Origin of the sequence: Micromonospora parathelypteridis, assembly GCF_014201145.1 — a bacterium.
Classification (GTDB): domain Bacteria; phylum Actinomycetota; class Actinomycetes; order Mycobacteriales; family Micromonosporaceae; genus Micromonospora; species Micromonospora parathelypteridis.
The window spans coordinates 3,949,142-3,975,860 of sequence record NZ_JACHDP010000001.1 but is presented as its reverse complement, the minus strand read 5'-3'; the positions used below and the strand labels follow the sequence as shown (position 1 = coordinate 3,975,860).

The 26,719-nt window shown below is 70.6% G+C and carries 21 protein-coding genes; 5 read left to right on the top strand and 16 right to left on the bottom strand.

Annotation, left to right across the window (positions count from 1 at the left end; all coding sequences use genetic code 11):
* Positions 1 to 29: 29 nt before the first annotated feature.
* Positions 30 to 2,471: a transposase gene (locus HNR20_RS17985; RefSeq protein WP_184188625.1), complete on the top strand. Its 2,442-nt coding sequence runs from the start codon at positions 30 to 32 to the stop codon at positions 2,469 to 2,471.
* Positions 2,472 to 2,728: 257 nt separating this feature from the next.
* Here HNR20_RS17985 and HNR20_RS17980 read toward each other — a convergent pair whose 3' ends face one another.
* The 4 genes from HNR20_RS17980 to HNR20_RS17965 all read right to left on the bottom strand — a co-directional run bounded on the left by HNR20_RS17980 (position 2,729) and on the right by HNR20_RS17965 (position 7,770).
* The gene (locus HNR20_RS17980) at positions 2,729 to 3,322 is read right to left on the bottom strand and encodes a GTP-binding protein (protein WP_007455465.1); all 594 of its coding nucleotides are present in this window, start codon (positions 3,320 to 3,322) and stop codon (positions 2,729 to 2,731) included.
* 1 nt (position 3,323) lies between these two features.
* The gene (locus HNR20_RS17975) at positions 3,324 to 3,701 is read right to left on the bottom strand and encodes a DUF742 domain-containing protein (protein WP_030329021.1); all 378 of its coding nucleotides are present in this window, start codon (positions 3,699 to 3,701) and stop codon (positions 3,324 to 3,326) included.
* A gap of 98 nt (positions 3,702 to 3,799) precedes the next feature.
* Positions 3,800 to 4,204: a roadblock/LC7 domain-containing protein gene (locus HNR20_RS17970; protein ID WP_030329023.1), complete on the bottom strand. Its 405-nt coding sequence runs from the start codon at positions 4,202 to 4,204 to the stop codon at positions 3,800 to 3,802.
* A complete protein-coding gene (locus HNR20_RS17965; protein WP_184181337.1) occupies positions 4,201 to 7,770 on the bottom strand; it encodes a sensor histidine kinase in 3,570 nt (1,189 codons plus the stop codon). The genes HNR20_RS17970 and HNR20_RS17965 overlap by 4 nt, the downstream gene beginning before the upstream one ends.
* Before the next feature lie 502 nt (positions 7,771 to 8,272).
* Between HNR20_RS17965 and HNR20_RS32370 the strand changes: the two genes are divergently transcribed.
* A complete protein-coding gene (locus HNR20_RS32370) occupies positions 8,273 to 8,566 on the top strand; it encodes a hypothetical protein (RefSeq protein ID WP_229686991.1) in 294 nt (97 codons plus the stop codon).
* Positions 8,567 to 8,569: 3 nt separating this feature from the next.
* Here the strand turns inward: HNR20_RS32370 and HNR20_RS17955 are convergent, their stop codons facing one another.
* Positions 8,570 to 9,643 carry an adenosine deaminase gene (locus HNR20_RS17955; protein WP_184181333.1) on the bottom strand — a complete coding sequence of 358 codons (1,074 nt, stop codon included), beginning with the start codon at positions 9,641 to 9,643 and terminating at the stop codon, positions 8,570 to 8,572.
* A 149-nt stretch (positions 9,644 to 9,792) separates the two neighbouring features.
* Here HNR20_RS17955 and HNR20_RS17950 point away from each other — a divergent pair, with 149 nt between their 5' ends.
* Positions 9,793 to 10,659, top strand: a complete 867-nt coding sequence (locus HNR20_RS17950) for a putative RNA methyltransferase (RefSeq protein WP_184181331.1) — start codon at positions 9,793 to 9,795, stop codon at positions 10,657 to 10,659.
* Positions 10,660 to 10,661: 2 nt separating this feature from the next.
* On the opposite strand, the gene HNR20_RS17945 is transcribed toward HNR20_RS17950, so the two are convergent.
* The 11 genes from HNR20_RS17945 to HNR20_RS17895 all read right to left on the bottom strand — a co-directional run bounded on the left by HNR20_RS17945 (position 10,662) and on the right by HNR20_RS17895 (position 23,804).
* Positions 10,662 to 11,342: a DUF4272 domain-containing protein gene (locus HNR20_RS17945; protein WP_184181329.1), complete on the bottom strand. Its 681-nt coding sequence runs from the start codon at positions 11,340 to 11,342 to the stop codon at positions 10,662 to 10,664.
* 110 nt (positions 11,343 to 11,452) lie between these two features.
* On the bottom strand, positions 11,453 to 12,733 hold the full coding sequence (locus HNR20_RS17940; protein WP_184181328.1) for a thymidine phosphorylase: 1,281 nt from the start codon (positions 12,731 to 12,733) through the stop codon (positions 11,453 to 11,455).
* A gap of 195 nt (positions 12,734 to 12,928) precedes the next feature.
* A complete protein-coding gene (locus HNR20_RS17935; RefSeq protein WP_184181326.1) occupies positions 12,929 to 13,639 on the bottom strand; it encodes a cytidine deaminase in 711 nt (236 codons plus the stop codon).
* Between the two features lie 87 nt (positions 13,640 to 13,726).
* A complete protein-coding gene (locus tag HNR20_RS17930) occupies positions 13,727 to 15,007 on the bottom strand; it encodes an ABC transporter permease (protein WP_184181324.1) in 1,281 nt (426 codons plus the stop codon).
* Positions 15,008 to 15,010: 3 nt separating this feature from the next.
* Positions 15,011 to 16,381, bottom strand: coding sequence for an ABC transporter permease (locus HNR20_RS17925; RefSeq protein WP_184181322.1), 1,371 nt, complete (start codon positions 16,379 to 16,381; stop codon positions 15,011 to 15,013).
* A gap of 76 nt (positions 16,382 to 16,457) precedes the next feature.
* Positions 16,458 to 18,005 carry an ABC transporter ATP-binding protein gene (locus HNR20_RS17920; RefSeq protein ID WP_311736896.1) on the bottom strand — a complete coding sequence of 516 codons (1,548 nt, stop codon included), beginning with the start codon at positions 18,003 to 18,005 and terminating at the stop codon, positions 16,458 to 16,460.
* A gap of 249 nt (positions 18,006 to 18,254) precedes the next feature.
* Complete coding sequence (locus HNR20_RS17915) at positions 18,255 to 19,322, bottom strand: BMP family lipoprotein (RefSeq protein WP_184188618.1); 1,068 nt, start codon at positions 19,320 to 19,322, stop codon at positions 18,255 to 18,257.
* A 276-nt stretch (positions 19,323 to 19,598) separates the two neighbouring features.
* The gene (locus tag HNR20_RS17910) at positions 19,599 to 19,940 is read right to left on the bottom strand and encodes a hypothetical protein (protein WP_121675294.1); all 342 of its coding nucleotides are present in this window, start codon (positions 19,938 to 19,940) and stop codon (positions 19,599 to 19,601) included.
* Between the two features lie 80 nt (positions 19,941 to 20,020).
* Complete coding sequence (locus tag HNR20_RS17905; RefSeq protein WP_184181320.1) at positions 20,021 to 20,908, bottom strand: sugar ABC transporter permease; 888 nt, start codon at positions 20,906 to 20,908, stop codon at positions 20,021 to 20,023.
* Complete coding sequence (locus HNR20_RS17900; protein WP_184181318.1) at positions 20,905 to 22,557, bottom strand: ABC transporter permease subunit; 1,653 nt, start codon at positions 22,555 to 22,557, stop codon at positions 20,905 to 20,907. Before HNR20_RS17900 ends, HNR20_RS17905 begins: the two co-directional genes overlap by 4 nt.
* Positions 22,557 to 23,804 carry a sugar ABC transporter substrate-binding protein gene (locus HNR20_RS17895; RefSeq protein ID WP_184181316.1) on the bottom strand — a complete coding sequence of 416 codons (1,248 nt, stop codon included), beginning with the start codon at positions 23,802 to 23,804 and terminating at the stop codon, positions 22,557 to 22,559. The genes HNR20_RS17900 and HNR20_RS17895 overlap by 1 nt, the downstream gene beginning before the upstream one ends.
* Before the next feature lie 199 nt (positions 23,805 to 24,003).
* On the opposite strand from HNR20_RS17895, the gene HNR20_RS17890 reads away from it, so the two are divergent.
* Positions 24,004 to 25,050 carry a LacI family DNA-binding transcriptional regulator gene (locus HNR20_RS17890; RefSeq protein WP_184181314.1) on the top strand — a complete coding sequence of 349 codons (1,047 nt, stop codon included), beginning with the start codon at positions 24,004 to 24,006 and terminating at the stop codon, positions 25,048 to 25,050.
* A 32-nt stretch (positions 25,051 to 25,082) separates the two neighbouring features.
* Entirely contained in the window at positions 25,083 to 26,714 is a 1,632-nt protein-coding gene (locus HNR20_RS17885; RefSeq protein WP_221309837.1) for a glycoside hydrolase family 13 protein, read from the top strand.
* The last annotated feature ends 5 nt before the right edge of the window (positions 26,715 to 26,719 follow it).

Sequence of the window (26,719 nt, the reverse complement as noted above, 5' to 3'; positions counted from 1 at the left end):
GGAGCATCAGTTGCTGGCAGAGGAAACACCTGTCCCGGGAGGAGGACGACGCCGTGGCGCTCGTGCGCGTTTACTGCGGTCTGGCCTCGGCGGATCCAGCTGACCGACCGGCCTCCGCCGGCTCGACGCTGACGTCCGCTGTGGTCGACGACGCAGGCCGTCTGCTGCATGTCTGCGAGATCAGCGATGACGCCGCTGGCTACGCCCAGCTCGTCGCGCTGCTCGTGGAGCGGTCAGGCGGGCCGAGCGGTGCGGCCATCGCGGCCGACAGCGACGACCACACGGTCACCTCGCTGCTGAGCGCGGCGGGTCGACCTTTGGCTATCGCCGACGACGACTCGGTGGACGACTTCGCCGAGCGTTTCGCCGATGACGACTCGCTGGAGGAGATGCAGTCCCCTCCGGCCGAACGACGGGCCGTCGGCCTGGCCCGTGCGCTGCAGGCGGGCGCGCTCTCCGCGGTCACCCTGCCGGCACCCCGGGACCTCGCCGGCTACAAGCAGGTGCTCGCCGCGCACGCCGCGCTGGCCAGTGGCCGACACTCCGCCGCCGTGGCGCTACGCGAGGTTCTGCGTGAGCTCTACCCGGCGGCCCTGCGCGCGTACCCGGACCCGGCCGAACCGGTCTCTCTGGCCGTGCTGGACGCGCTGCCGGAGCCGGGCATGCTCGGGGGCACCGTCGCCCGGGGCCGCGAGGTGTCGGTGGCAGCGGATGCCATCGCCGCGCACCTCGCCGCAGACGGGGTCGCCGACGCCGAAGAAATCAACGAGGCCGTCACCGCCCTGCGGGTCGCCATTTCCGAGACGCCACGCCGCGCCGCGGTCAACCGTGCGCTCACCTCCGCGGTGGCCGAGACGGTCCGCCAGGCCGTCGCCTCCGTGCGCGCCTGCGACGCGGGCTGTGAGGCGCTGGTCAGCGCTCTCAGCTCACGGGTCAGCACGCCCGTGCAGGCACCTGGCCGCCGTGCCGCTGCCCGCCGTGGCGAGTCGGTCGGCGAGTTGAGCGGTCTGGCTGGCACCGGTGCCGGGCTGCGGTCGGTCCGGCCCACCCCGGCCCCCGTCGAACCCGCACCTGTCCTCGGGCGGCGCAGCCGGCCCGAGCCGGTCCCTGGTAACGCGCCGCTGGCGTCGCCCCGCCCGCTCGGACCGCCACCGGTCGCCCCGGCTCCGGTCACGCCGCCGCCGGTCGCACCCGCGCCGATGGCCCCGGCGGCGATGGCTGGTCCGCCGGCGTCCACGCTGCCCGGGCGCACCGAATCGCTCGCCAGTCGGATCGACGGTCCGACCAACCGACCGGTCTCCTCGCCGCCGCCCCCGCCGCCGGGGATCACCCCGATCGCGCCCGCACAGCGCGGCATGGTGCCTCCGGCAGAGGCCGGTGAGCCGTTCCGGCCGACGCTGACCACCGCAGCGATCAACCATGCACGGGCAGAACGGCAGCGCACGGTCATCCCACCCCGCCCCAAGACCAACGGCGACCCCCGGCAGAGCCACCTGCAACGCCCTCCGGTCGACGAGCCACCCACGGGCGGGTTCAGCGCCACCGATCTCAGCATTCCGGTGCCGACCCCCCGGCCTGGCCAGGAGTCCGCACCGCCCGGCTCCCGGGCCAACTGGCCACTGGTCAACAACCCGGAGGACCCGGCCGACAGCTCGCCGAACAACCCGGTGGCCTACTCGTACGGTGGCGGCCGCGGCATCGACGCCCCGACCGATCCTGGTCGGGCCGACGGTCGGGTCACTCCGCCCTGGCTGGCGGACGACCTGCCGCAGGAACCGCCCATGCTTCGACTGGTGGAGCCGCCGCCACTGGCTGACCGGGCGCTGCGAGAGGGGCTCAACCCGCCCGCAGATCCGCACCTGGAGACGCCGCCGCTGCGGCTGGTCGACCGGGAGCAGGCCGCTCGCAACGGCCGAGCGGCCGCTCGCACCGACCGCGCCGCGGAGCACCGCCCGCCGCCCCCGGTGGAGCACCGCCCGCCCGCAATGGAGCGCCGCCCGCCGCCGCCGGTCGAGCACCGGCCGCCGCCGGTCGCGGACGAGGGCGACGGGGACCTGCTGATCTTCGCGCAGGCCAAATCGGCCTGGTTCGTCGGGCAGGCCGAGGAGACCGACCTGGACTGGTCGACCACGGCCGACACCGGCTGGCAGGCCGCTGAGCAGGCGGCCCGCCCCGCGGTGGGCGCCGAGACCAATGCCGGGCTGCCGAAGCGCGTGCCACAGGCCAATCTGGTCCCTGGTTCGCCGCTGCGCGAGGAGCGCCCATTGCGGATAGTGCGCGATGCGGCGAGCCTCGCGGAGAACACCACCGGCTACTTCCGCGGCTGGCGTCGCGGACAGGAGATCGGCGGTTTCGCGGTGGGTGGTCGACCCGGTCGCGAGGCAGCCGGTGGCTGGGACTTCAGCCGCGACCACGGGGACCGCGACGACGACCGGGAGTACGAGTACCGCTCCGCCGGTTACCAGTCCTGACCCTTACCCCTCCGCCATACGCGAATCGCGCCCTCAGTCAGCTGACTGGGGGCGCGATTCGCGTATGGCAGGGCAGCTCCCCGACACGGAAACGCCGCCTCTCGAAGAACTCGGAAGGAACGCACCCCTAAGCGGGGGCGACGACTTCCAGCTCTCAAGAAGGCGGCGAAGGGCCACGCACCGGCGCGAGCGACCCGGCGGGCAGGCCGCGACGCCCGGTGACGGCCGAGGCCACCACCGGGCGTGCGGCGTCCCGATCAGGCCGGGGCGACAGCGCGCGTACGACGCATGGTGAGCACGTACTCGACCAGCGAGATCAGCACGTGCTTCGTCGACTCCCGGTTACGGGCGTCGCAGGCCACCACCGGCACGTCGCTCGAGATCGCCAAGGCGTCCCGAACGTCCTGCGGGTCGTGGTACTGCATCCCGTCGAAGCAGTTGATCGCCACCAGGTACGGCAGGCGTCGGTGCTCGAAGAAGTCGATCGCCGCGAAGCAGTCGGCCAGCCGGCGCGTGTCAACCAGCACGACCGCACCGATGGCGCCCCGAACCAGTTCGTCCCACATGAACCAGAATCGGGTCTGACCCGGCGTACCGAAGAGGTACAGGATCAGGTCACGGTCGATCGAGATCCGGCCGAAGTCCATGGCCACCGTGGTCGTCGTCTTGCCCGGCACCTGCCGGGTGTCGTCGACGCCCACGCCGGCGGAGGTCATGATGGCCTCGGTGGTCAGCGGCGTGATCTCCGAGACCGACCCGACCAGCGTCGTCTTACCGACGCCGAACCCACCGGCGATAACGATCTTCGCCGACGTCACGCGCCCACTCGGGTTAGGCGGGCGGTGCGACATGTCAGAGCCTGCGAAGTCCACTCAGCACCCTCTCCAGCAGTTCAGTGCCCACCGCGTCGTCGGAGTCGTCCAAAATGGTCGGCTCGTGGACTGCGACCAGGCCGTCCGTCGCCATGTCGGCGATGAGCACCCGGGCCACACCGAGCGGGAGCTGCATCCGCGCCGCGATCTCTGCGAGCGATTGCACGCGTCCGTCACACAGCGCGGCGATGTACTGGTGTTCGCGGCCCTGGCCGCCGTTGCCATTGGCAGCGGCCCGGCCGCGCACCGTCGTCTCGACGAGCGCCTCCAGCGCGATGTCGAGCCGAGGACGGGTACGACCACGGGTCACGGCGTATGGACGGACCAACGCTCCGGTCGGCTCGTCACGATCAGCCATCTCGCCGCTCACCTCCTTCGTACCCGCTACCGGCTCCCACCGGTGAAACCCGTCGTTGTCGTCGTTGCAGTCGTGCCGACCTCACGATCGGCGAGACGTCAGCCCAGCATGCCCGCAGCCGCACGCGGCTGCGGGGTCAGTGCGTCGCCCACCCGGTCGACCAGCAGCGCCATCTCGTAGCCGACCTGGCCCACGTCGGAGCTGCGGGCCGCCAGCACGGCGAAGGACGAGCCGTCCGAGATGGACATCAGGAACAGGAAGCCATTGTCCATCTCCACGACGGTCTGCAACACCGCGCCTCCCTCGAAGCAGCGGGCCGCCCCCTGGGTCAGGCTCACCAGACCCGAGGAGATCGCGGCGAGCTGATCGGCCCGGTCGCGCGGCAGATCCCGTGACGACGCGAGGAGTAGGCCGTCCGCCGAGACGGCGACCGCATGCGCGACGCCGGGCACCCGGTCAGCGAAGTTGGCCAGCAGCCAACCAAGATCCTGCGTAGTTGTCATCCTTCTTGCTCCTTCTGCCCGCTCCCGGCCACCGGGCCTGAGCCAGACTGCGAGGATTGCCCTCCCGGAGTCGCCTCCGGGCTGGTCGGGTTGTCCGAGGTGCTACGCCCTCGCTGCACGCCCCGGTGGTAGGCGGAGAGCAGGCCACGGACCGCCTCCGGGGAACGGCGCTGGACCGAGGTGGTGGGCTTCTCCACCGCACCCGGCACGAGCTGCGCCATCGGCTTGCGCTTCGGCAGGCCGGTAGTGGTGGTTTCGCTCACCGGTGCCGCGCCAGCCGCCGCCGAAGCGGCACGCCAGCCATCGTCAGCTGCGGTCTGCCAGCCGTTGGTCTGTGGTTGGGGCCGGCGGTTCGGCAGGCTCTCGGCGACGCTGGGGCGGGTGCCCTCGCTCGCTGTGGAGCCGTTGTCCCGCGGCGCTCCTCCGGCCGTCGGAGTGTCTGCCATCGGTGTGTTACCTGTCGTCCCGGGTGGTGTCTTGTGGACTGTCCGACCGGTGGCCTCGACCGTGGCGAACTGCTGGGTCGCGGAGTCGCCGTTCGTTGCCGGCTGGCCGCCAGCCGCGGGCTCCTCCGAGCCTGGGCGGCGGGTACGGAACCAGGCCGACTCCAGCTCCCGGAAGATCGGCAGCTCCATCGTCTCGTCCGCGTACCGCTGACGGTTCTGCGCCTGCGGTTGCTGCGGCGCCGGCCGACTCTGCTGAGCCGGAGCCGGAGCGGGGGCGGGTGGCCGGGTTGCGGCCGCCGGCTGCTCGCCGGGTCGCGGCACACGCGGCAGCTCCGTCGTCATGTCCAGAGCGGCGGCGAGCCGTTCCGGCACCGGCGGGGTAGCCGCGTCCCGGTCGCCACCCGGCACCGGCGGCCAGGCCGGCGGCGCGGGGACGCTGGGCGCCTGCGCGGGGGGAGCGGATCGGGGCGCGAATCCGCTGAACGACGGACTGGACGCGGGCGGCACCGAATACGGCTGAGCGGAGGCCGGCGACGCCGACACCGGCGACGCGGACACCGGCGGACCGGCGTACGGCTGCCCGGAGGCCGGGGCGGCGGACACCGGCGGACCGGCGTACGGCGCGCCCGAGTAGGGCTGCCCGGAGTACGGCTGGCCCGAGGCCGGCGACGCGGAGACCGGAGCGCCGGAGTAGGGCTGCGCGGAGACCGGCGGCGCCGAGTACGGAGCCTCGGGGCTGCTCGGCAACTGCCGAGGAATGGACGGCTGCTGACCGGTGGTCGGGCCGTCGTCCCCGGCACGGCGCTGCGGCAGCGGGTCGATCGGCTGGCCGTTGGCCGGCCGCGGGGTGAACCCGTCGCCGCCGTTGACACCGTTCGTCCCGGCCGCGCCGGTCAGATCCGACCAGGCCGGCATCGAGCGGTACGCACCGGTGTTGGCGGGGGTGCCGGCACCGTTGCGCGATGCGGGGTCGAACGGACGACCGCCGAGGGTGACCTGGTTGCCGGACTCGCTCGGGCGAGGGCCGTTGCCCAGCGCGGGCAGCGCGCCGAAGACCGGCGCGGGCCCACCGTGCTGGGGGCCGCTGGCCGACGGCAGGGCCGGAGGCTGCTGCACCCGGCCGGAGAGCGCCCGGGGCACCAGCACCGAGGTGGGCAGGGTCACGTCGGCGACCGTGCCTCGGTCGGAGCCGGGGCGCAGCTCGACCCGGACACCGTGCCGGGACGCCAGCCGGGCGACCACGACGAGGCCCATCATCCGGGACACGGCGACGTCCACCTGCGGCGGCGTCGCGAGCCGCTCGTTGAGGTCGTGCAACTGCTCGGCGCTGATGCCGATACCGCGGTCCTCGACGTAGAGCGAGGAGCGGTCGCCGACCCGGCGGGCCTCGACCATCACCTGGGAGTCGGGCGGAGAGAACGCGGTGGCGTTGTCGAACAGCTCGGCGACGAGGTGCACCAGGTCGTTGACCGCGTGCGCGGCGACCTCGATGTCACGGTCGATGACACCGAACTCGATCCGGGTGTAGTGCTCGACCTCGGACTGCGCGGCGCGCAGCACGTCGATGAGGGCGGCCGGCTCACGCTGCACACGGGTGGAGTCGGCACCGGCGAGCACCAGCAGGTTCTCGTCGTTGCGGCGCATCCGGGTGGCGAGGTGGTCGAGCTGGAACAGCTCGGCCAGCCGGTCCGGGTCCTCTTCGCCGCGCTCCAGCCGGTCGAGGTGCCCGATGAGGCGGTCGACCAGGATCTGCGAACGGCGGGCCAGGTTGACGAACATGGTCGCGACGGAGGCGCGCAGTGCGGCCTGCTCGGCGGCCGTACGGACGGCTTCCAGGTGGACGGCGTTGAACGCCTCGGTCACCTGGCCGAACTCGTCCTTGCTGCGGACCGGCAGCGGCTCGGCGATCTGGTTCGCCAGCTGCACCGGGGAGAGTTGCCCGACGACCTGCGGGTCGCGCAGTCGGGCCACTGCCTGGGGCAGGCCGTACTGGGCGACGGACAGGGCACCCTGCCGCAGCTCACGCAGTGAGCGGGCCATGGAGCGGGCGACCAGGTACGCGAAGAGGATGGCCAGCAGCAGCATGCTGAGCAGCAGGCCGGTCTCCAGGAACACCTGGCGCTGGACGTCCGAGCGGAGGTTCTCGGCGCCGGCGACCACTTCGCCGTCGAGCTTCTGCTCAACGGTGCGGATCAGCTTGGCGTTGGCCGTCATGGCGGCCTCCCACTGGTCCGCCTTGAACGGCGCGCCGCGCATGTCGCCGGTGGTGTTGCCGTCGATCCAGCCGGTGTAGTTCTGTGCCTCCCGACGGTCACCGCCCGCGACCGTCTGGTCGTGGAACTTCGCGTCCTCCGGGGTGGCGACGGCCTTGAAGCTCTGCAGCGCCTGCTGCTGACCGGTGCCGCTGGCGATGTAGTCGGTGCGCAGGGCCGGGGTGAGGCGTTGCCCACCCTTGACGCCCAGCGCGCGGTGGACCACGACCCGGCGTGCGGCGAGGAACTCCTTCTCCCGGGCGACCGCCGCGGCGGCGCGCATCCGGTCGCTCAGGTCGTTGTCGCCGGCGAGCTGCGTGGCCGAGTCCCGGATGGCGAGCAGGTCACTGATCAGACCCTCGTACGCCTGGACGGTCTCGGTGAGCGCGAGCTTGCCGTTGAACACCTGACTGCGGATGCCCGACAGGTCCTGCAGGTTCCGGTCGATGCCGTCGAGCAGAGTCTCGAGGCTGCCCGGCAGGTCCTCAACCTCGGCCCGCTGCTGCCGATAGGGGCGCGTCTCCTGGTCCACCCGGGAGTTCACCCGGTTGTAGGCCTCCTGGTACTGCGCCGTCGGCTGCGTCCCGTCCGCCCCCAGCAGCAGCACAGCGGCGGTCCGCTCGTCCTGCAGCGTGTCGACCAGGTTGCCCGAATAGCTCGACAGTCGGGCCAGGTCGCCGGCTCGGTTGGCATTGTTGAGCGTCTCCACGTGGTCGACAAGACCACTGGTGCCCACCACGACCGTGGCGATGGTCGGCACGATCATGATTAGACCGAGCTTGGACCAGATCGGCATGTCCCGGAGCCGGCTGGCCGGCCGGCGCAGCCGCGACAGGAAGGAGCCCGCCGTCTTTGGCCGTTTGCTCACGTCACCGCCCTCGCGATTACAGCTTCAACGCGTTGCCCCGGGCAACGCCCAGCGACCGACCCGGCGGGTCGGACCCCCGAGATTCCATCACGCCGGTCGACAAGAAGAAAGCCCAGGTTGTCACCTACCGAAGGTGTGATGAGATGTTGATGCGATTTGATAGCAGTCCGTCTGGCCGGAGTAACTCAAGGTAATGGAACATCCGCACCGCGTTGTCCTGCTCGCGGGCCCTTCTGGGTCCGGAAAGTCGTACATTGCACAGCAAACCGGCTTGCCGGTGCTCTGCTTGGACGACTTCTACAAGAACGGCGATGACCCTACGTTGCCGCGACGAAACGGCCAGGTGGATTGGGAATCGCCGCAGTCCTGGGATGCCCCCTCAGCAGTCGAAATCATTGCCCGACTAGCTCGTGAGGGCCGGGCTGATGTGCCGGTTTATGCAATCGGCGCAGATCGACGGGTGGCCACCCGGCCATTTGATGTCGCCGGATCGCCACTTTTCGTGGCTGAAGGGATCTTCGCCGCCGAGATCGTCGAGGAGTGCCGTCGCCGGGGACTGCTCGCCGGGGCGTACGCGCTGCGCCGACCGCGCGGGGCAACCTTCCTGCGTCGGCTGGCCCGCGACCTGTCCGAGCAGCGCAAGGCGCCCCGGGTGCTCGTCCGGCGCGGCGTCGCGCTGCTCCGGGCCGAGCCCGCGGTGCTGCGCCGGCAGACCGGGTTGGGCGCGGAGGCGGCCCGTGCCCGGGAGGTGCTGCACCGGGTGGCCGGCCTGCTCGCCGGCCACCCGCACGGCTGACCCTCAGGCCAGCAGCCTGGCGTACGCCGGCTTGATCACCTCATCGATGATCCGCAGTCGTTCGTCGAACGGGATGAAGGCGCTCTTCATCGCGTTGATCGTGAACCACTGCAGCTCCTTCCAGCCGTAGCCGAACGTCTCCACCAACAGCGCCATCTCCCGCGACATCGAGGTGCCGCTCATCAGCCGGTTGTCGGTGTTGACGGTGGCCCGGAAGCGCAGGTCCCGCAGGAGACCGATCGGGTGGTCCGCGATCGAGGCCACCGCACCGGTCTGCACGTTCGAGGAGGGGCACAGCTCCAGCGGGATCCGCTTGTCCCGGACGTACGCGGCCAGCCGGCCGAGCCCACCGTCCGGGGCGATGTCGTCGACGATCCGCACCCCGTGACCGAGCCGGTCCGCTCCGCACCACTGGATCGCCTGCCAGATCGACGGCAGACCGAACGCCTCGCCGGCGTGGATGGTGAAGTGGAAGTTCTCCCGCTGCAGGTACTCGAAGGCGTCCAGGTGCCGGGTGGGCGGAAAGCCCGCCTCGGCGCCGGCGATGTCGAAGCCGACCACCCCGGCGTCCCGGTGCCGAACGGCCAGCTCGGCGATCTCCTGTGAACGGGCGGCGTGGCGCATCGCGGTGAGCAGCGTGCCCACCCGGATGGTCAGGCCCGCCTCGACAGCCTGGGCAGTGCCTTCGGCGAACCCGGCCAGCACCGCCTCGACCACCTCGTCCAGGCTCAGATCCTGCTCCAGGTGCTGCTCCGGGGCGAAGCGCACCTCGGCGTAGACCACTCCGTCGGCGGCCAGGTCCAGCGCACACTCGCGGGCCACCCGACGCAGCGCGGGTGGGGTCTGCATGACCGCCACGGTGTGCGCGAACGTTTCGAGGTAACGCTCCAGCGAGCCGGAGTCCGCCGCGTCCACGAACCAGCGGCCGAGCGCCTCAGGATCGGTGGTGGGCAGCTCGTGGCCAACCTCGGCAGCCAGATCGACGATCGTCGCCGGCCGCAGCCCGCCGTCGAGGTGGTCGTGCAGCAGCGCCTTCGGAACCTTGACGATGTCCTCATACCGGATAGTCGCGACCATGCTCAGACCCTAGTCAGCGCCGTACCCGCAGGGGTGCGGGAGGGCACCGCAGGTCTCGAAGCCGACCCGGACCGGCCCGAACTAGGCTGAGCGGCATGGAAGCACGACGGTGACGGACCGCCCGCGACACCACCCGGCGGCGACCTGACGTGGACCCACGCATCGTCGACCGGTTGCGCTGCCCGGTCTGCGGCGAGCCCCTGGAGCAGGCCCCCGACCTGAGGTCGCTGCGCTGCCCGCGCCGGCACAGCTTCGACGTCGCCCGCCAGGGCTACGTCAACCTGCTCACCGGTCGCACCCCACACGTCGGGGACACGGCCGAGATGGTCGTCGCACGGGCGGACTTCCAGGCCGCCGGGCACTACGACCTCATCTCGGATGCCCTCGCCAGCGCCGCGACGGAGGCCGTCGCCCGGCTGGACACGACCGAGGGCTTCGGGGCGTACCCCCTGGTGGTGGATGCCGGTGCCGGCACCGGCCGGTACCTCGGCGCGGTGCTGGCGGCGCTGCCGGACGCCGTGGGCCTGGCCCTGGACGTGTCCAAGCCGGCGCTGCGCCGCGCGGCCCGCGCGCACCCCCGGGCCGCCGCGGCGCTCGCCGACACCTGGCAGCGGCTGCCGCTCGCGGACGCCTCGACCGCCGTGCTGCTGAACGTCTTCGCCCCACGTAACGGGCCGGAGTTCCACCGGGTGCTCGACCCGGCCGGCTCGCTGCTGGTGGTCACGCCCGACACCGACCACCTCACCGAGCTGGTGGGTGCCCTCGACCTGCTCCGGGTGGATCCGGACAAGGCCGACCGGGTGACCGGCAGCCTGGGCGCGCACTTCACACCGGTCAGCTCGGCGGTGCACCGGGCGGAGCTGACCCTGACCCGGCCAGAGGTCGCCACCCTGGTCGGGATGGGCCCGAACGCGTGGCACACCGAGCCGGGCGCGCTCACCGCCCGCCTGGCCGCGCTGCCCGAGCCGGTCCGGGTGACCGTGGCGGTTCGGGTGGACGCGTACCGACCTCGCTGAGCTCAGGTGGAGAGGTCGACCTCTTCCCAGCCGGGCGGCTCGTCGTGGTACGGCCCGCGCAGGATCACCGCCCACTCCAGCGCCCAGCGCCGCTGCCCGATCGCGTTCGCGTCGATCAGGCCCGGCACCCGCCGGCCGCTGCGCTCGGTCTCCAGATAGGCCCAGTCCAGGCAGTAGTGCAGGTCGAGCAGGGCGGCGGCGTCGGCCGGGTGCTGCGGCGCCGTGAGGATCCGGGAACGCCACCGGGGAAACGTCTCCCCCTCGGCGATGTGCGGCAGCCGCTCGACCAGTCGCTCGTCGACGGCCAGGGTGGGGTCGAGCTGCTTGCTCAGCCCGAGCACCCACGCAAGCGCGAAGAGCGCGTCGTGGTGCAGCACGAACGAGCGGTGATCGCCCTTGCCGCCCATCACGAACTGCCACTCCGGCGGGGTGACCATCTCGACCAGGTGCGAACCGAGCAGCCAGCTCATCGCCGCCTGCGGGGGCATCCCGAAGCAGCGGGCCAGGATCAGATGCAGCACGGCGATCCGTGCCTCGATCTCCGCCGTGGGGCGCAGGTCGATCTCGTCGCCCGGCTCCCAGACCAGCGGAAACTGGGCCGGCGGCAACGGTAGGCCCAGCCGGGACAGCTCGTCCAGGCTCGCCTCGCGCACCTCACGTGGGTCGGGGGCAGCAACGGTCACGGCGGATCTTCCTGTCTGCTCGCGCCGGCGCAAGGCCGGTTATCCCCCCTTGGCCTGCGACAATAGCGCTCCCAGGTGACCGGCACCACGCCAGGGCGGCCCGCGTCCAATCAGCCGATGCGCTCGATGACCAGCGGCGTCGACGCCGGCGCGGTCGACGCGATCCGCACCGCGTTCGCGGCCTCGGCGAGCGCCGCCGGAATCCGCGACGCGTCCTCGGCGCGCAGCTCGTACAGGGGGTCACCGGCCCGCACCGCGTCGCCCGGCCGCTTGTGCAACACCACACCGGCCGGCACGCTGACCGGGTCCTCCTTGCGGGCCCGACCCGCGCCGAGCCGCCACGCCGCAACCCCCATGGCGTACGCGTCGACGGCCGCGACGTGCCCGTCCTGCTCGGCGCGGACCACCTCGACCTCGGCGGCAGCTGGCATCGGCGCGTCCGGGTCGCCGCCCTGCGCCCGGACCATCGCCCGCCAGGAGTCCATGGCCCGGCCGTCGCGCAGCGCGGCAGCCGGATCGGCGTCCGGCAGGCCGGCGGCGTCGAGCATCTCCCGGGCCAGGGCCAGCGTCAGCTCCACCACGTCGGCCGGCCCACCTCCGGCCAGCACCTCGACCGACTCGGTCACCTCGACCGCGTTGCCGATCGCCAGGCCGAGCGGGGTGGACATGTCGGTGAGCAGGGCGACCGTCCGCACACCGTGCGCACCGCCCAACTCGACCATGGTGCGGGCCAGTTCGCGGGCCTGGTCGACGGACTTCATGAAGGCGCCCGAGCCGACCTTGACGTCGAGGACCAGGGCGCCGGTGCCTTCGGCGATCTTCTTGCTCATGATCGAGCTGGCGATCAACGGGATCGCCTCCACGGTGCCGGTCACGTCGCGCAGCGCGTACAGCTTGCGGTCGGCGGGGGCGAGCCCGGCGCCGGCCGCGCAGATCACCGCGCCGACCTCGTCCAGCTGGGCGATGAACTCGTCGTTGCTCACCGTGGCCCGCCAGCCCGGGATGGACTCCAACTTGTCCAATGTGCCGCCGGTGTGCCCGAGACCGCGGCCGCTGAGCTGCGGCACGGCAGCTCCGCACGCCGCCACCAGCGGGGTGAGCGGCAGAGTGATCTTGTCGCCGACGCCACCGGTGGAATGCTTGTCGACCGTCGGCCGGCGTACCGCCGAAAGGTCCAGCCGCTCACCGCTCGCGATCATCGCGGCGGTCCACCGGGCGATCTCCGGCCCGGTCATGCCGTTGAGCAGGATCGCCATCGCCAGCGCGGACATCTGCTCGTCGGCGACGACCCCCCGGGTGTACGCGTCGACCACCCAGTCGATCTGCGCGTCCGACAGCACACCCCCGTCCCGCTTGACCCGAATGACGTCAACAGCAGCAAAAGCACTCACTCTGTGGTTCCTTCTCACGTCGTTGTGAATCCGTCCAGGGCCGTGCCCGCCGCTCGGCGACCCTCATGATCGCGCTCGAACCAGGATGTAGTCCCCTCGTGTCGCGAGGTTGGGACTACTTCCACGATCGAGCACGATCATGGCGGCGCGGGGCGGCCTCGCGGCCTTGAGGTGCCGTCGCTCCCGGAGTTGGGGTCAGCCTGCGGACCAGCGGACCGGAATCTCCAAAGGAGGCTCACCCTCGCCGGCCCAGAAGATGGTGCCGGTGGCGTCGACCACCACCACCCGCGGTGTCCGGGCCAGTCCCCAGGTGATCGCCTCGGCCGGGTCGTCCCAGCTCGGCGCCTCCTCCAGCACCCCGGTCTCGGCACCGGCGTCGTCCCCGGCCGACCGTTCCCAGTACGCCGTCCAGACCTGCTGGCCGGCAGACATGTCCGGGTGCACGAAGACGGTGCCGCGCCCTCGCCAGGCGGCCAGCCGCTCCGGGACCACCGGCACCGGAGTCTCCCCGGTAACGGCCTCCAGGTCCTCCACGCCGAAGGCGTGTGGCAGCAGCTCGGCCATCCGCAACGGGCGGCTCTTGCTCTCGATCAGGCACTCCGGCCCGCCGTGCTCCCAGAGCAGCTGGCGACAGCGGCCGCACGGCATCAGCGGCTCGCCGGTGGCGTCGACGCAGGAGAGCGCGACGATCCGGCCGCCACCGGTGGCGTGCAGGCTGGAGACGACACCGCACTCGGCGCAGAGCGTCACCCCGTACGCGGCGTTCTCCACGTTGCAGCCGACGACCACGCGGCCGTCGTCGACCAGCGCGGCCGCGCCGACCGGGAACGTCGAGTACGGCGCGTACGCGTGCCGCATCGCGTCGGTGGCGGCGGCGCGTAACCGCGCCCAGTCGATGTCGGTCATCCCATCATTCTGCCGAAGCAGCCCAGGTCAGAAGCGGGCAGGGGTACTGATGGGAGCGAACCCTGCCCGCCGGGCACGGCTCAGGCGTCAGCCCTTGATGTACGGCTTGCCGTCGGCGGCCGGCGCCCGGACCCGGCCGACCAGCCCGGCGACCGCCAGGATGGTCGCCAGGTAGGGCAGCATGGCCAGGAACTGGCTGGGGATCGAGCTGCTGATCGCGCCCAGGTACGTGGCGAGCTGGTCGGCGAAACCGAAGAAGAGCGCGGCGAGCAGCGCGCCTGTCGGGTTCCAACGGCCGAAGATCAGCGCGGCCAGTGCGATGAAGCCCTTGCCGCCGATCATGTTCTTGGTGAACGAGTAGAGCGCCAGCGTGTAGGACGCGCCACCGATACCGGCGACCACGCCGGCCAGCAGCACGTTGCGGTAGCGCACCCGCAGCACCTTGACGCCCAGCGTGTCGGCGGCGATCGGGTGTTCGCCGACCGAGCGGGTACGCAGCCCCCAGCGGGTGCGGAACAGCCCGACGTGGATCACCAGCACCAGCAGCAGCCCGACGTAGAGGAAGATGTTGCCGCGGAACAGCGCCGGCCCGAGCACCGGAATGTCCTTCAGCAGCGGGATCTCCCAGTTGCTGAAGCGAGGCGCACTGTTGTATTTCGCCGCGTCGGTCTGCATCAGCCGCTCGTAGAGGAAGCCGGTGACACCGACCGCCAGCAGGTTCAGCACGATGCCGATGACGACCTGGTCGACCAGGTAGCGGATCGCGAAGACGGCCAGCAGCAGCGAGATGAACGCGCCGCCGAGGGCGGCGGCGACCAGACCCACCCAGACGCTGCCGGAGATGCTGCCGAAGAGTGCTCCGCTGAACGCGCCCATCAGCAACTGGCCCTCGATGGCCACGTTGACCACACCGGATCGTTCGCAGAGCACCCCGGCGAGCGCGCCGAAGATCAGCGGCAGGGCCAGGATGAACGTGCCCCGGATGATGTTGACGAGCGGCATGAAGTTCTGCCCGGTCGGCGCGGCGGAAACCTGCCAGCAGAGGAACGACAGCACGAAGCCGACGAGCCCGACGCCGAGCACGGGGAGGAACCACCGTTTCGGCACCCCGGCGAGCAGCGCCGCGCCGGCGGCGATCGCGATGATCCCGAACAGGATCGCCCCGATCGTGCCGTTGATCTCCAGTGCGGCGCCGGCGGCGTCGTCGCTGAGCGTGAACCGGGCCTGCTGGTCGGTGGCGAGCGCGCCGAAGAGCACCGCGGCCAACAGGCCGAGGCCCAGCAGCGTGAGGCCTACCTTGCGGCTCCGGGTCCAGAAGCCCTTGCGGACCGGGGCGACCGCGATCTCGGGGACAGCCATGGTGGACATCAGCTACCAGCCCTTCGCCAGGCTCGTCTGCAACCGGGCGGCGCGCGCGGCCCGGAGCTGGAAGATCGCCTTCACCAGGGCCGGCGCGGCGATGAAGATGACGATCAGCGCCTGGAGCACGGTCACCAGCTCCAGCGAGATCCCGGAGTACGACTGCATCCGGTTGCCACCGGCCTGCAGCGCCCCGAACAGCAGCGCGGCCAGCAGCACCCCCCAGGGCTTCACCCGCCCCAGCAACGCCACCAGGATGCCGTCGAAGCCGATCTGCGCGACCACCAACGGGGTCAACGCGCTGGCGGTGGAGCCCAGCACCATGTTCGAGCCGCCGAGGCCGGCCAGGATGCCGGCGAAGACCATGATCAGGATGTACGTCCGGGTGACGCTGATGCCGGCGGTGCGGGCGGCGTCCGGGTTGGCACCCACAGCCCGCAGCTCGAAGCCGAGCGTCGAACGGTTGAGCAGCCAGGCGACCGCCCAGGTCGCCAGCACGGCGAGCAGGATGCCGGCGTGCACCCGCAGGTTGTCACCGAGAAGTCGGGGCAGCTGGGCGGAGGTGTCCACCGCCTTGCTGATCGCGTCGGTGCGGTTCGGGTCCTGCACGCCGTTCTGCACGATCAACCAGGTGAGGAAGTACGTGGCGACGTAGTTGAGCATGATCGTGTTGATCACCTCGTGCGCGCCGGCACGAGCCTTCAGGATGCCGGGGATGAAACCCCAGATCGCCCCGCCCAATGCACCGGCCAGCACCGCCACCAGCAGGTGCAGCCCGGGCGGCAGGGGCAGTAGGAAACCGGCCAGCGCCGCCATGATCACGCCGATGGTGGCCTGGCCCTGGGCGCCGATGTTGAACAGGCCGCCGCGGAAGGCCAGCGCCACCGACAGGCCGGTGAAGACCAGCGGCGCGGCGTAGGTGAGCGTCTCGGAGATCGGCGCGAGCACGGCCTGCCAATCGCCGGTGCCGTTCACCCAGGCGGAGAACGCCTCGGGGTCGAAGACCGAGCCCTTGAACAGGTTCGCGTACGCCTCGCTGACCAGCGTCCAACTGGAGTTGATCGCGTCGGACGGGCGGGAGGTGATGTACGAGTAGGTGGAGAGCACCGCCGGATCAGAAATGATCATCAGCACCGCGCCGACCACGATCGCCAGCACCAGCGACAGCAGAGTCACCGTGAAGGTGTTGGCCGCCCAGAGGTTGTCGATGAACAACCGGCCCAGGCTGGGCCGCGGCTCCTGCTCCGGCTTTGGCGCCGGAGCCTTCGGCTCGGTTGCCAACTCGGCCCGTTCGGTGTTCCCGAGCGCGTTCTGCGCGGCCTGTGCCTCGCTCGCCGGCTCCTTGTCCGGCGAACCGGACTGCGGGGTGGGGTCGTTGCTCATGCCGCCACTCCGCTTCGCTGCGTGACGCCATGAGGCACCAACAACCTGAAACGGTGATTCGCTCGCTGACGCTCGCTCATGCCTCGTCCTCGTTCGCGGAGCCCGTGTCGCTCGCCGGGCTCCCGTCGGTGGCCGCGCCGTCGGCCGGCACGGCGTCCGTGCTGCGCTCGTGGGCCGCGTCCGGGCTGATGCCCGCCATCAGCAGGCCGATCTCCTCACGCGGAGTGTCCGGGCCGACGATGCCGATGATCCGACCGCGGTACATCACCGCGATCCGGTCGGCCAGCCCGATCACCTCGTCGAGCTCGCTGGAGACCACCATGACGGCGGTGCCGATGTCCCGCTCGCGGATGATCTGGCTGTGGATGAACTCGATCGACCCGACGTCGACGCCGCGGGTCGGCTGGGCGGCGATGAAGAGCTTCAGCGGCCGGGACAGCTCCCGGGCCACGATCACCTTCTGCTGGTTGCCGCCGGAGAGGGTGCCCACCGCCGCGTCGGCCGATGAGGTGCGGACGTCGAACTGCTCGATCCGCTCCTTCGCCGAGCTCGCGATCGCGTCCGGCTTGAGCGCGAGCCCCGCACCGAAGGGTGGCCGGTCGTAGATGTCCAGCACCAGGTTCTCCGCGACGCTGAACTCCTTGACCAGGCCGTCCACGCTGCGGTCCTCGGGCACGTAGCCGACACCCGCGCGGAGCACCTTCTTGGTCGTCCAGCCGTCGATCCGGTCACCGACCAGGTTGACCGTGCCGGCGAGCACCGGACGCAGACCCATGATCGCCTCGATCAGCTCGGTCTGACCGTTGCCCTGCACGCCCGCCACGCCGAGCACCTCACCGGCGCGTACGGTCAGGTCGATGCCGTCGACCGCGCGGATCTGCCGGTCGTCGTCGACGACGAGCCCGGCCACCTCCAGCACCGGCTCGCCCGGCGTGGCCGGGGACTTGTCCACGGTGAGCCGGACGTTGCGCCCGACCATCAGCGCGGCCAACTCGTCCCGGCTGGCCTCCGGTGAGGCGGTGCCGACGGTCTTTCCGCGTCGGATCACCGTGATCCGGTCGGCGATGGCCTTGACCTCGCCAAGTTTGTGGGTGATGAAGACGATCGACTTGCCGGCCGCCTTGAGTGACCGCATGACCGTCAGCAGTTCTTCGGTCTCCTGCGGGGTGAGCACGGCGGTCGGCTCGTCCAGGATGAGCAGGTCGACGTCGCGGGTGAGCGCCTTGACGATCTCGACGCGCTGCTGGATGCCGACCGGCAGGTCCTCGATCACCGCGTCGGGGTCGACCTGCAGGTTGTAGCGCTCGGACACCTCGGTGACCTCGCGCCGGGCACGGCGCCGGTCCAGGAAGCCGGCGATGCCGCCCTTGACCTGCTCGGCGCCGAGCATGATGTTTTCGGCGACGGTGAAGACCGGCACCAGCATGAAGTGCTGGTGCACCATGCCGATCCCGGCGCCGATCGCGTCGGACGGGCCCCTCAGCTTCAACGGCTTGCCGTCGACCAGGATCTCGCCCTCGTCGGGCTGGTAGAGCCCGTAGAGCACGTTCATCAGGGTCGACTTGCCCGCGCCGTTCTCGCCGAGCAGGGCGTGAATCTCTCCAGGCTCCACCGTCAGGTCGATGTGGTCGTTGGCGACCAGATCACCGAAACGCTTGGTGATGCCGCGCAGTTCGAGTCTCAGCGCAACCTCCTGGAGTGCGAGCGATGGTGCAGCCTAGCTGCCGTCAACCCGACCGGACCGGCCCGGCCGCCGTGGTGCGCGATCGGCCGCTCCGACCCCGGGTCACCCACAGGGCCAGAGCGGCCGATCGGTCGTACCTGTCCCCCGCCGACCCCTTCCGATGATCTCACCGGAGAGGCTGGCCGGTTGTCACTTGGTCGGCTGGGCCTTCGAGGTGACGGTGATGGTGCCCGCGGCGATGTCCGCCTTGATCTTGTCGATCTCGGCCTTCAGCTCGGCCGGAACCTTGCTGTCGAAGTCGTGGTACGGGGCGATCGAGACACCGTTGTTGGCCAGGGTGCCGACGAAGCCCGGCTTGGCCGGCAGCTTGTCACCGGCGGCGGCCTTGACGACCGCCTCCTTGACGGCGTCCGGGATGTTCTTGACCACGGTGGTGATGATCGCGGAGCAGTCCGGGGTGCTCTCGCAGCCGTCGACGTCCACCCAGATGGTGCTGTACTTGCCACCCGACGCCTTGGCGGCGGCGGTGGTGCCGAGGCCGGAGCCGCCGGCGACCGGCATGATGATGTCCGCGCCCTGGGCGACCAGCGCGTCGGAGACCTTCTTGCCCTCGTCCTGCTTGGCGAAGTCGTTGGTGAAGGAGCCCTTCTGGGTCTCCTTGTTCCAGCCGAGCGCCTGGACGTTCTTGCCCTTGGCCTGGTTGTAGTACGCCACGCCGTCGACGAAGCCGTCCATGAAGATGGTCACCGGCGGGATCGGCAGACCACCGTAGGTGCCCACCTTGCCGCTCTTGCTCATCCCGGCGGCCAGGTAGCCGGCCTGGAACGCGGCCTGGGCGGTGTCGAACTGCATCGGGTAGATGTTGTCCAACTCGGAGTTGGAGTCGACGATGCCGAACTCCTGGTTCGGGTTCGCCGCCGCGATCTTCTTCGTGGCGTTGCCCATGAGGCCACCGACCGCCAGGATGAAGTTGCACTTCTGGTTGACGTACTGCGTCAGGTTCGGCTCGTAGTCGGCCTCGGCCTTCGACGCGACGAACTTGATGTCGATGTTGTCGTTGGCGGCCTTGGCCTCCTGCAGACCCTTCCAGGCCGAGGTGTTGAACGACTTGTCGTCGATGCCGCCGACGTCGGTCACCATGCAGGCGCTGAACTTCTTGGCGCCACTGCCGGCGTTGTTGTCATCCTTGGGGGCCTCGCCACAAGCGGCGGCGGTGAGCGCGAGCCCACCCACCGCGAAGATCGAGGCGATCCGCATCCCACGCACCGAGCGCAAGACGTCTCCTTCCCATTGCACACCGCGCCTAGTGCGGTGGCAGCCCATCAGCCGACCTGCGGTGTGCCGCCGGCTGTCCCACGTTACGGACGGGAGCGTACGCCCGCGCCCACCCACCGGCCGACAATCGTGCACGACTGTTGAGCGCCTGTTACCCGGGTGTAACCCTTGCGTGGGGCAAGTCACTCTTCGTGCTGGTAACCGAGTGCCGAGGCGTCCGTAACGTCCGGTTTTCCGGGGCCGGTCCCTCCTCGGACGTTACCGCCAAAAGACCGCGACCGCCGCGTTGACCAGGGTCAGGCCGACAATCGCGAGGAAATGACCCCGGTTTACCACATCCCGCTTCCGGGAGAAGAAGACCATGACGAAGATCAGCAGCGCGATCACCAACTTCGTCACAAGTTTTGCTGGCGCCGGCTCGTCACCGTCGCGCAGCGGGGCGGAGAGGCCGAGCCCGGTCAGCAACTGGATCACCGCCCCCCAGAGCATGGCCGAATTGATCCGCAGCCGGCCGCTGACGTACTGGGCGATCGAACCGCCGAGCAGCAGGGCGAAGCCGATCAGGTGTACATAGAGGAGGATCAGTCTCAACGCTTCCACGCCGCCCATCCTCCCCCATCAACGACAGTTTGTAGTAGGGGGTCGGGCGGTCGGCGCGTCGGCATCGCGCCGACCGCTGCTCACCCCTTGACCGCTCCAGCGGTCAGCCCGGAGACGATGTAGCGCTGCAGGAGTTGGAAGACCAACACGGTGGGGATCGCCGTGAGCAGGGTGCCGGCCGCGAAGATGCCGAAGTTGTTGTTGCGCTCGTTGCTCTGCAACAGCCCGTACATGCCGACCGCCAGGGTCTTCGAGTCGGTGCTGGTGAGGAACACGTTGGCCATCAGGAACTCGTTGATGGTGCCGATGAAGGCCAACAGCCCGGCCACCGCCAGGATCGGCGCCACCAGCGGCAGCATGATCCGGAAGAAGACCTGGGCGTGCGACGCTCCGTCGACGGTCGCCGACTCGTCCAACTCCCGAGGCAGGGTGTCGAAGAAGCCCTTCATCAGCCAGGTGTTCACCCCGAGCGCGCCACCCAGGTAGAGCAACAGCAGACCCCACGGGGTGTTGAAGCCGATCGACGGCCACAGGTCGGTGATCGTGCCGAAGATCAGGTAGATCGCCACGATCGCCAGGAACTGCGGAAACATCTGGATCAGCAGCAGCGAGAGCAGCCCCACCCGGCGTCCGCGGAACCGCATCCGGGAGAAGGCGTACGCGGCGAGCGCGGAGAGGAACACCGACGCGAACGACGCCACCCCGGCGATCAGCAGCGAGTTGAGGAACCACCGCCCGAAGGCGGTCCGCTCGAACAGCCCGCCGAAGTTTCCGAGCGACACCCCGCCGGTCGGTACCAGGTCGGTGGTGGACAGCGTGCCGACCGGGTTGAGCGCGGCGGACAGCACGAACACGATCGGGAACAGGCTGAACAGCACGGCGAGCACGGCGACCACATGCCGCCAGCCGACCTGGGCGAACCAACGGCTACGCCGCCGGCCGGTCGTCTTCCGGTTGAGCGTCGTCACGCGTACACCTCCTCCTGTTGGCGGGTCCGCCGGAAGCTGACCGCGGAGACCACCGCGACGATGGCGAAGATGAAGAGCGAGATCGCGGCGGCGAAGCCGAACTGCGCGCCCTGTCCGCCGAAGGCGAGCCGATAGGTGTACGTGATCAACAGGTCGGTCGCGCCGTTGGTCGGGTTGTCTGCCGGGAAGGGCGCACCCTCGGTGGTCAGGTAGATCGCGTTGAAGTTGTTGAAGTTGAACGCGAACGAGGAGATCAGCAGCGGCGAGAGCGCGACCAGCAGCAGCGGCAGGGTGACCGCCCGGAAGGACTGCCAGGGTGAGGCCCCGTCGACCGAGGTGGCCTCGGTGAGTTCGCGCGGGATGGCCTGCAACGCGCCGGTGGCCACCAGGAACATGTACGGGTAGCCGAGCCAGAGCTGCACCAGGATGACCGCGAAGCGGGCCGTCCACGCCTGACCGAACCAGTCCACGTCCAACCCGAACAGACTGTTGATCAGCCCGAAGTCCGCGTTGAACATGTCCCGCCAGGCCAGCAGCATCGCGAACGACGGCATGGCGTACGGCAGGACCAGCAACACCCGGTAGAGGTTGGTGCCGCGCATCCGGGGCGAGTGCAGCGCGAGCGCGATCAGCATGCCGAGCAGGAACGTCCCGCCGGTGGAGCCGATGGCGAACGCGAAGTTCCAGATCAGGGTGCCGAGGAACGGGCCGGAGATGTTCTCGTCGGTGAGCACGCGGGTGAAGTTGCTCAGCCCGACGTTGACCTTCCAGCCCTGGGCCAGCCGCTCACCGTCGGCGGCGACGAACGCGCCAGCCTGCTCGTCGGCGGTCCAGGTTTGCCCCGTCCCGGTGTCCCGGACGCAGTCGCAACCAGCCTCGTACGCTCGCACCGCCTTGCCCTCGTACGCGCGGGACAGGCCGCTGGAGCGCAGCGCGCCACCGGCGGTCGGGACCACCAGGTCGGTGATCTCCCTGCTGCGGGAGCTGGCCTGGCCAAAGTTCAGCACGGTGTAGCCGTCGGCGGCGGTGACCTTGCCGCCCGTGGCGACCGTGACGTCGGCGGCGTCGAGTTGGCGCAGCCCACCGGTGTCGCCGACGGAGACCGCGCCGGTGCCCGGGTCGGTGACCAGGAAGACCAGCGGACCGGTGACCGGGTCGCCCTTGGTGGCGATCGACAGGGCGTACTCGGCGGACCCGGGTACCTGGGTGACCGAGGAGGACTGGATCGCGACGATCGCGTCGTCCTTGCTGCCCCGGTGCCCGTCCCCGAAGTTGGTGAAGGCGGTGCTGGCGGTGTGGAACACCGGGAAGACCTGGAAGGCGATCAGGAACAGGGTGCCTGGGACCAGGTACTTGGCGGGGATGTGCCGGCGGGTGAGATACAGGTAGAACAGCCCGGCGGTGGACGCCGCCAGCAGGGCCAGGCCGACCCACATCCCGGCGGCGATGAGCGGGAATGCCGCCCAGACCGCGACACCGGCGGTCAGGCCGAGCAGGAGCACCTTGCCGGCGAGCCCGGTCAGGGTGATCGGCGCGTCGTCGCGCGTAACCCGGGAGCGCGAGGGACGTGAGCGCGAGGGTGGGGAGCCGGCGGGCTCCCGGCCCGGCGTCTGCGTGACAGACCCCGGGCCGGACAGCGGCGTACTCATTACTTGATCTGGCCGGAGATGGTCTTGCCGGCGGCGGTGATGGTGCTGGTCGGGTCGGCCCCGCCGATGACGGCGGCCTCGGCCTTGCCGAACGGGTCCCAGATCGCGGCCATCGCCGGGATGGCCGGCAGCACCTGCCCGTTCTTACCGGCCTCCTGGAACTTGGCCAGATCCGGGTCGCTGCCCTTGACCTGGTCGAGGGCAGCGGTCAGCGCCGGCGGCCGGGGCTCGGCCTGGTAGAGCGCGACGGCCAGCTCGGGCGTGGTGGTGTAGTTGGCCACGAACTCCTGGGCCAGCGCCTTGTTCTTGCCCTTCGCGGCGACGTAGAACGCCTGCACGCCCACGAACGGCTGAGCCTCCTTGCCGCCGGCGAAGCCGGGGACGGCCGAGATGTCGTACGTGATGTTGGCCTTCTTGACGTCAGCCACCGCCCACGGCCCGGAGACCAGGTACGCGCACTTCTTTCCGGTGAAGGTGGCGATCGAGTTGGTGTCCGCGATGGAACGCTTGAGCACGCCCTCGCCCTTCTCGCCCAGCGCGCCGATCTTCTTGAAGGCCTCGATGGACTCGGGCTTGCCCACGCCCAGGTCCTTCGGGTCGTAGTCGCCGTTGGCGCCGGTGCCGAAGAGGTATCCGCCGGCCGAGCTGTACAGCGGGTAGATGTGGTACGCGTCGCCGTTCTGGCCGACCTGGAGGCAGAGCGTCTCGGTGACCTTCTTGGCCGCCTTGAGCTGCTTGCCGCTGGCGACCAGGTCCTCGATGGTCTTCGGCGCCTCGGGGGCCAGCTCGGTGTTGCGGATCAGCGCCAGGTTCTCCTGCGCGTACGGCACGCCGTAGAGCTGACCGTTGAAGGTGACCGCCTTGATGGCGGTCTCGTTGAACCCGCTCTTCTGCTCGGCGGCGAGCTGGACGGGGTCGATCGCGCCGTTCTGCACGAGGTTGCCGATCCAGTCGTGCGCGCCGACCACCACGTCCGGGCCGCTGCCCTGCTGGGAGGCGGTGACGAAGTTGGTCTGCAGGTCCTTGCTGACGGCCTGGACGTCGACGGTGACGCCGTTCTCCTGGCCGAACTTCTCGGCGAACGGCTTGAGGGCGGCGGTGCGCTTGTCGTCCGCCCAGATGACCAGTTTGCCGCCGGCGGCCTTGGGGGTTTCCTTCGCGGCCGGCTCGTCGCTGTCGCCACCACAGCCGGAGGCGGCGAGTGCCAGGGCGAAGAGGGCGACCACACCCGCGGTACGGATGCGCATCGGTACTCCTGTCGTCATGGCGGGTCCGCCGGGGGAAGGACGGCCCGCCAGTGGGAACCTCTGGAAGTTCTTGCCAACCGGCGCATAGATGCCGCGCCGCTGCTCTCGCATGTTGCGGGGACGTTAGCAAGACGTTGCAGATTATGGAAGGGATTGCAGAGCACCCCGCAAGAACTTGCCGGTGGGCTAAAGTGCCGCCATGCGCGCTCGACTGTCCGACATCGCCCAGCAGGCCGAAGTCAGCGAGGCCACGGTGTCGCGGGTGCTCAACGACCGCCCCGGCGTGGCCCCGGAGACCCGGCAGGCCGTCCTCACCGCCCTCGACGTGCTCGGCTACGAGCGCCCGGCCCGACTGCGCAAGCGCAGCGCCGGTCTGGTCGGCCTGGTGGTGCCGGAGCTGGACAACCCGATCTTCCCCGCCTTCGCCCAGGTCATCGAGTCGACACTGGCGCAGAGCGGGTTCACGCCGGTGCTCTGCACCCAGACGGCCGGCGGCGTGACCGAGGACGAGTACGTCGAGATGCTGCTGGACCGGCAGGTCTCCGGGATCGTCTTCGTCTCCGGCCTGCACGCCGACACCGCCGCCAACCACGACCGCTACCGGGCGTTGCTCGCCCGACCGTTGCCGGTCGTCATGATCAACGGGTACGTGCCCAACATCGGCGCCCCCTTCGTCTCCTGCGACGACCGGGAGGCCGCCGAGCTGGCGGTCGCCCACCTGGTCGCGCTCGGGCACCGACGGATCGGCCTGATCACCGGCCCGGATCGGTTCGTTCCGGTGCAGCGCAAGGTGTCTGGCTGGCGCTCGGCGATGACCCGACTGGCCGGCGTCGCGCAGTCCGACCTGGGTCCACTGGCCGAGCTGTCGCTGTTCGGTGTGGAGGGTGGCGAGGCGGCGGCCGGCCGCCTGCTGGACCGCGGTGTCACCGGCGTGGTCTGCGGTTCCGACCTGATGGCGCTCGGCGCGATCCGAGCGGCCCGCCAACGCGGCCTCAGCGTGCCCGGCGACCTCTCCGTGGTCGGCTACGACGACTCACCGCTGATGGCCTTCACCGACCCGCCGCTGACGACCATGCGGCAGCCGGTCACCGCGATGGCGGTGGCGGCCGTCCGGGCCCTGGTGGACGAGATCAACGGGTACGGCGCTCCGCACTCGGAGTACCTGTTCCGCCCGGAGCTGGTGGTGCGGGGATCCACCGCTGTTGTTCCGACTACCGCGCGATTGTCTTACGCAAGATCTGCTTGACTCTTGCAGCTCCCGAGCGGCATATTGCTCGGATGATCAGCACCGCCAACCCACCCCACACCGCCGACGACTGGTGGCGCTCCGCGGTCGTCTACCAGGTGTACGTCCGCAGCTTCGCCGACAGCGACGGCGACGGCACCGGTGACCTCCAGGGCATCCGGCACCGCCTGCCGTACCTGCGTGACCTCGGGGTGGACGCGCTCTGGCTGACCCCCTTCTACACCTCTCCGATGGTCGACGGCGGGTACGACGTGGCCGACTACCGGGACGTCGACCCGATGTTCGGCACTCTCGCCGACTTCGACGCGATGATCACTGACGCGCACGCCCTCGGCCTGCGGATCATCATCGACCTGGTGCCCAACCACACCTCCAGCGCGCACCGCTGGTTCACCGCCGCCCTCGCCGCCGGCCCCGGCTCGCCGGAGCGGGCCCGCTACCTCTTCGCCGAGGGTCAGGGCGCGCACGGCGAGCTGCCACCGAACGACTGGGAGAGCATCTTCGGCGGCCCGGCCTGGACCCGGATCGCGGACGGCCAGTGGTACCTGCACCTGTTCGACCCGTCGCAGCCGGACCTGAACTGGCGCCACCCGGAGGTCCGTGCCGAATTCGAGGACGTGCTGCGGTTCTGGCTGGACCGGGGCGTGGACGGATTCCGCATCGACGTGGCGCACGGCATGATCAAGGCGGACGGGCTGCCGGACGTGGGCTTCAGCACGATCACCACCGGCCAGCGTCAGGTCGAGCTGCTCGGCAAGGGCCGACTGCCCTACTTCGACCAGGACGAGGTGCACGAGATCTACCGTGCCTGGCGGCCCATCCTGGACAGCTACCCGGGCGGTCGGATGGCTGTCGCCGAGGCGTGGGCCGAGACGCCGGAGCGTCTGGCCCGCTACATCGGCCCGGACGAGCTGCACCAGGCGTTCAGCTTCGACTTCCTCGACGCCACCTGGTCGGCCGACTCGTTCCGCAAGGTGATCGACACCGCGCTGGCCGAGGCGACCGTCGTCGGCGCGCCCACCACCTGGGTGCTGTCCAACCACGACAAGCAGCGGCACGTCACCCGCTACGGCGACGGCGCCGAAGGGCTGCGCCGGGCCCGGGCCGCCAGCCTGCTGATGCTCGCCCTACCGGGTTGCGCCTACCTCTACCAGGGCGAGGAACTGGGCCTGCCCGAGGTCCTCGACCTCCCCGACGAGCTGCGCCAGGACCCGGCGTTCCTGCGCACCGGCGAAAGCCGCGACGGCTGCCGGGTGCCCATCCCGTGGAGCGGCGAGTTGGCCCCGTACGGCTTCGGGCCGGCCGGCAGCGAGTTGAGCTGGCTGCCCGCCCCGACGACCTGGCGGTCCCTGTCCGTCACCGCGCAGACCGGCGTGCCCGGCTCGACGCTGGAGCTGTACCGGGCCGCGCTGCGGATCCGCCATGCGCACCCGGCGCTGGCCCTCGACGCCGACGGGGTCACCTGGCTGGAGAGCGGGCCCGGCGTGCTGGCCTTCTCCCGCACCGCCGGCGACACCACGCTGACCTGCGTGGTCAACCTCAGCGGTGCGCCGGCCCTGATCGACGGGTACGGTCAGCCGCTCGTCGCCAGCGACGCGCTCACCGGGCAGGGCTCCGGCCATCTGCTGCCCGTCGACGCGGCCGCCTGGTTGGAACGGCGCTGAACGGG

Excerpts from the sequence above, each read along its gene's own strand:
- HNR20_RS17980 (WP_007455465.1), bottom strand. The coding sequence starts at position 3,322 with ATGTCGCACCGCCCGCCTAACCCGAGTGGGCGCGTGACGTCGGCGAAG.
- HNR20_RS17975 (WP_030329021.1), bottom strand. The coding sequence starts at position 3,701 with ATGGCTGATCGTGACGAGCCGACCGGAGCGTTGGTCCGTCCATACGCC.
- HNR20_RS17970 (WP_030329023.1), bottom strand. The coding sequence starts at position 4,204 with ATGACAACTACGCAGGATCTTGGTTGGCTGCTGGCCAACTTCGCTGAC.
- HNR20_RS17955 (WP_184181333.1), bottom strand. The coding sequence starts at position 9,643 with ATGGTCGCGACTATCCGGTATGAGGACATCGTCAAGGTTCCGAAGGCG.
- HNR20_RS17935 (WP_184181326.1), bottom strand. The coding sequence starts at position 13,639 with ATGACCGACATCGACTGGGCGCGGTTACGCGCCGCCGCCACCGACGCG.
- HNR20_RS17930 (WP_184181324.1), bottom strand. The coding sequence starts at position 15,007 with ATGTCCACCATGGCTGTCCCCGAGATCGCGGTCGCCCCGGTCCGCAAG.
- HNR20_RS17925 (WP_184181322.1), bottom strand. The coding sequence starts at position 16,381 with ATGAGCAACGACCCCACCCCGCAGTCCGGTTCGCCGGACAAGGAGCCG.
- HNR20_RS17915 (WP_184188618.1), bottom strand. The coding sequence starts at position 19,322 with ATGCGGATCGCCTCGATCTTCGCGGTGGGTGGGCTCGCGCTCACCGCC.
- HNR20_RS17900 (WP_184181318.1), bottom strand. The coding sequence starts at position 22,557 with ATGAGTACGCCGCTGTCCGGCCCGGGGTCTGTCACGCAGACGCCGGGC.
- HNR20_RS17895 (WP_184181316.1), bottom strand. The coding sequence starts at position 23,804 with ATGCGCATCCGTACCGCGGGTGTGGTCGCCCTCTTCGCCCTGGCACTC.
- HNR20_RS17890 (WP_184181314.1), top strand. The coding sequence starts at position 24,004 with ATGCGCGCTCGACTGTCCGACATCGCCCAGCAGGCCGAAGTCAGCGAG.
- HNR20_RS17885 (WP_221309837.1), top strand. The coding sequence starts at position 25,083 with ATGATCAGCACCGCCAACCCACCCCACACCGCCGACGACTGGTGGCGC.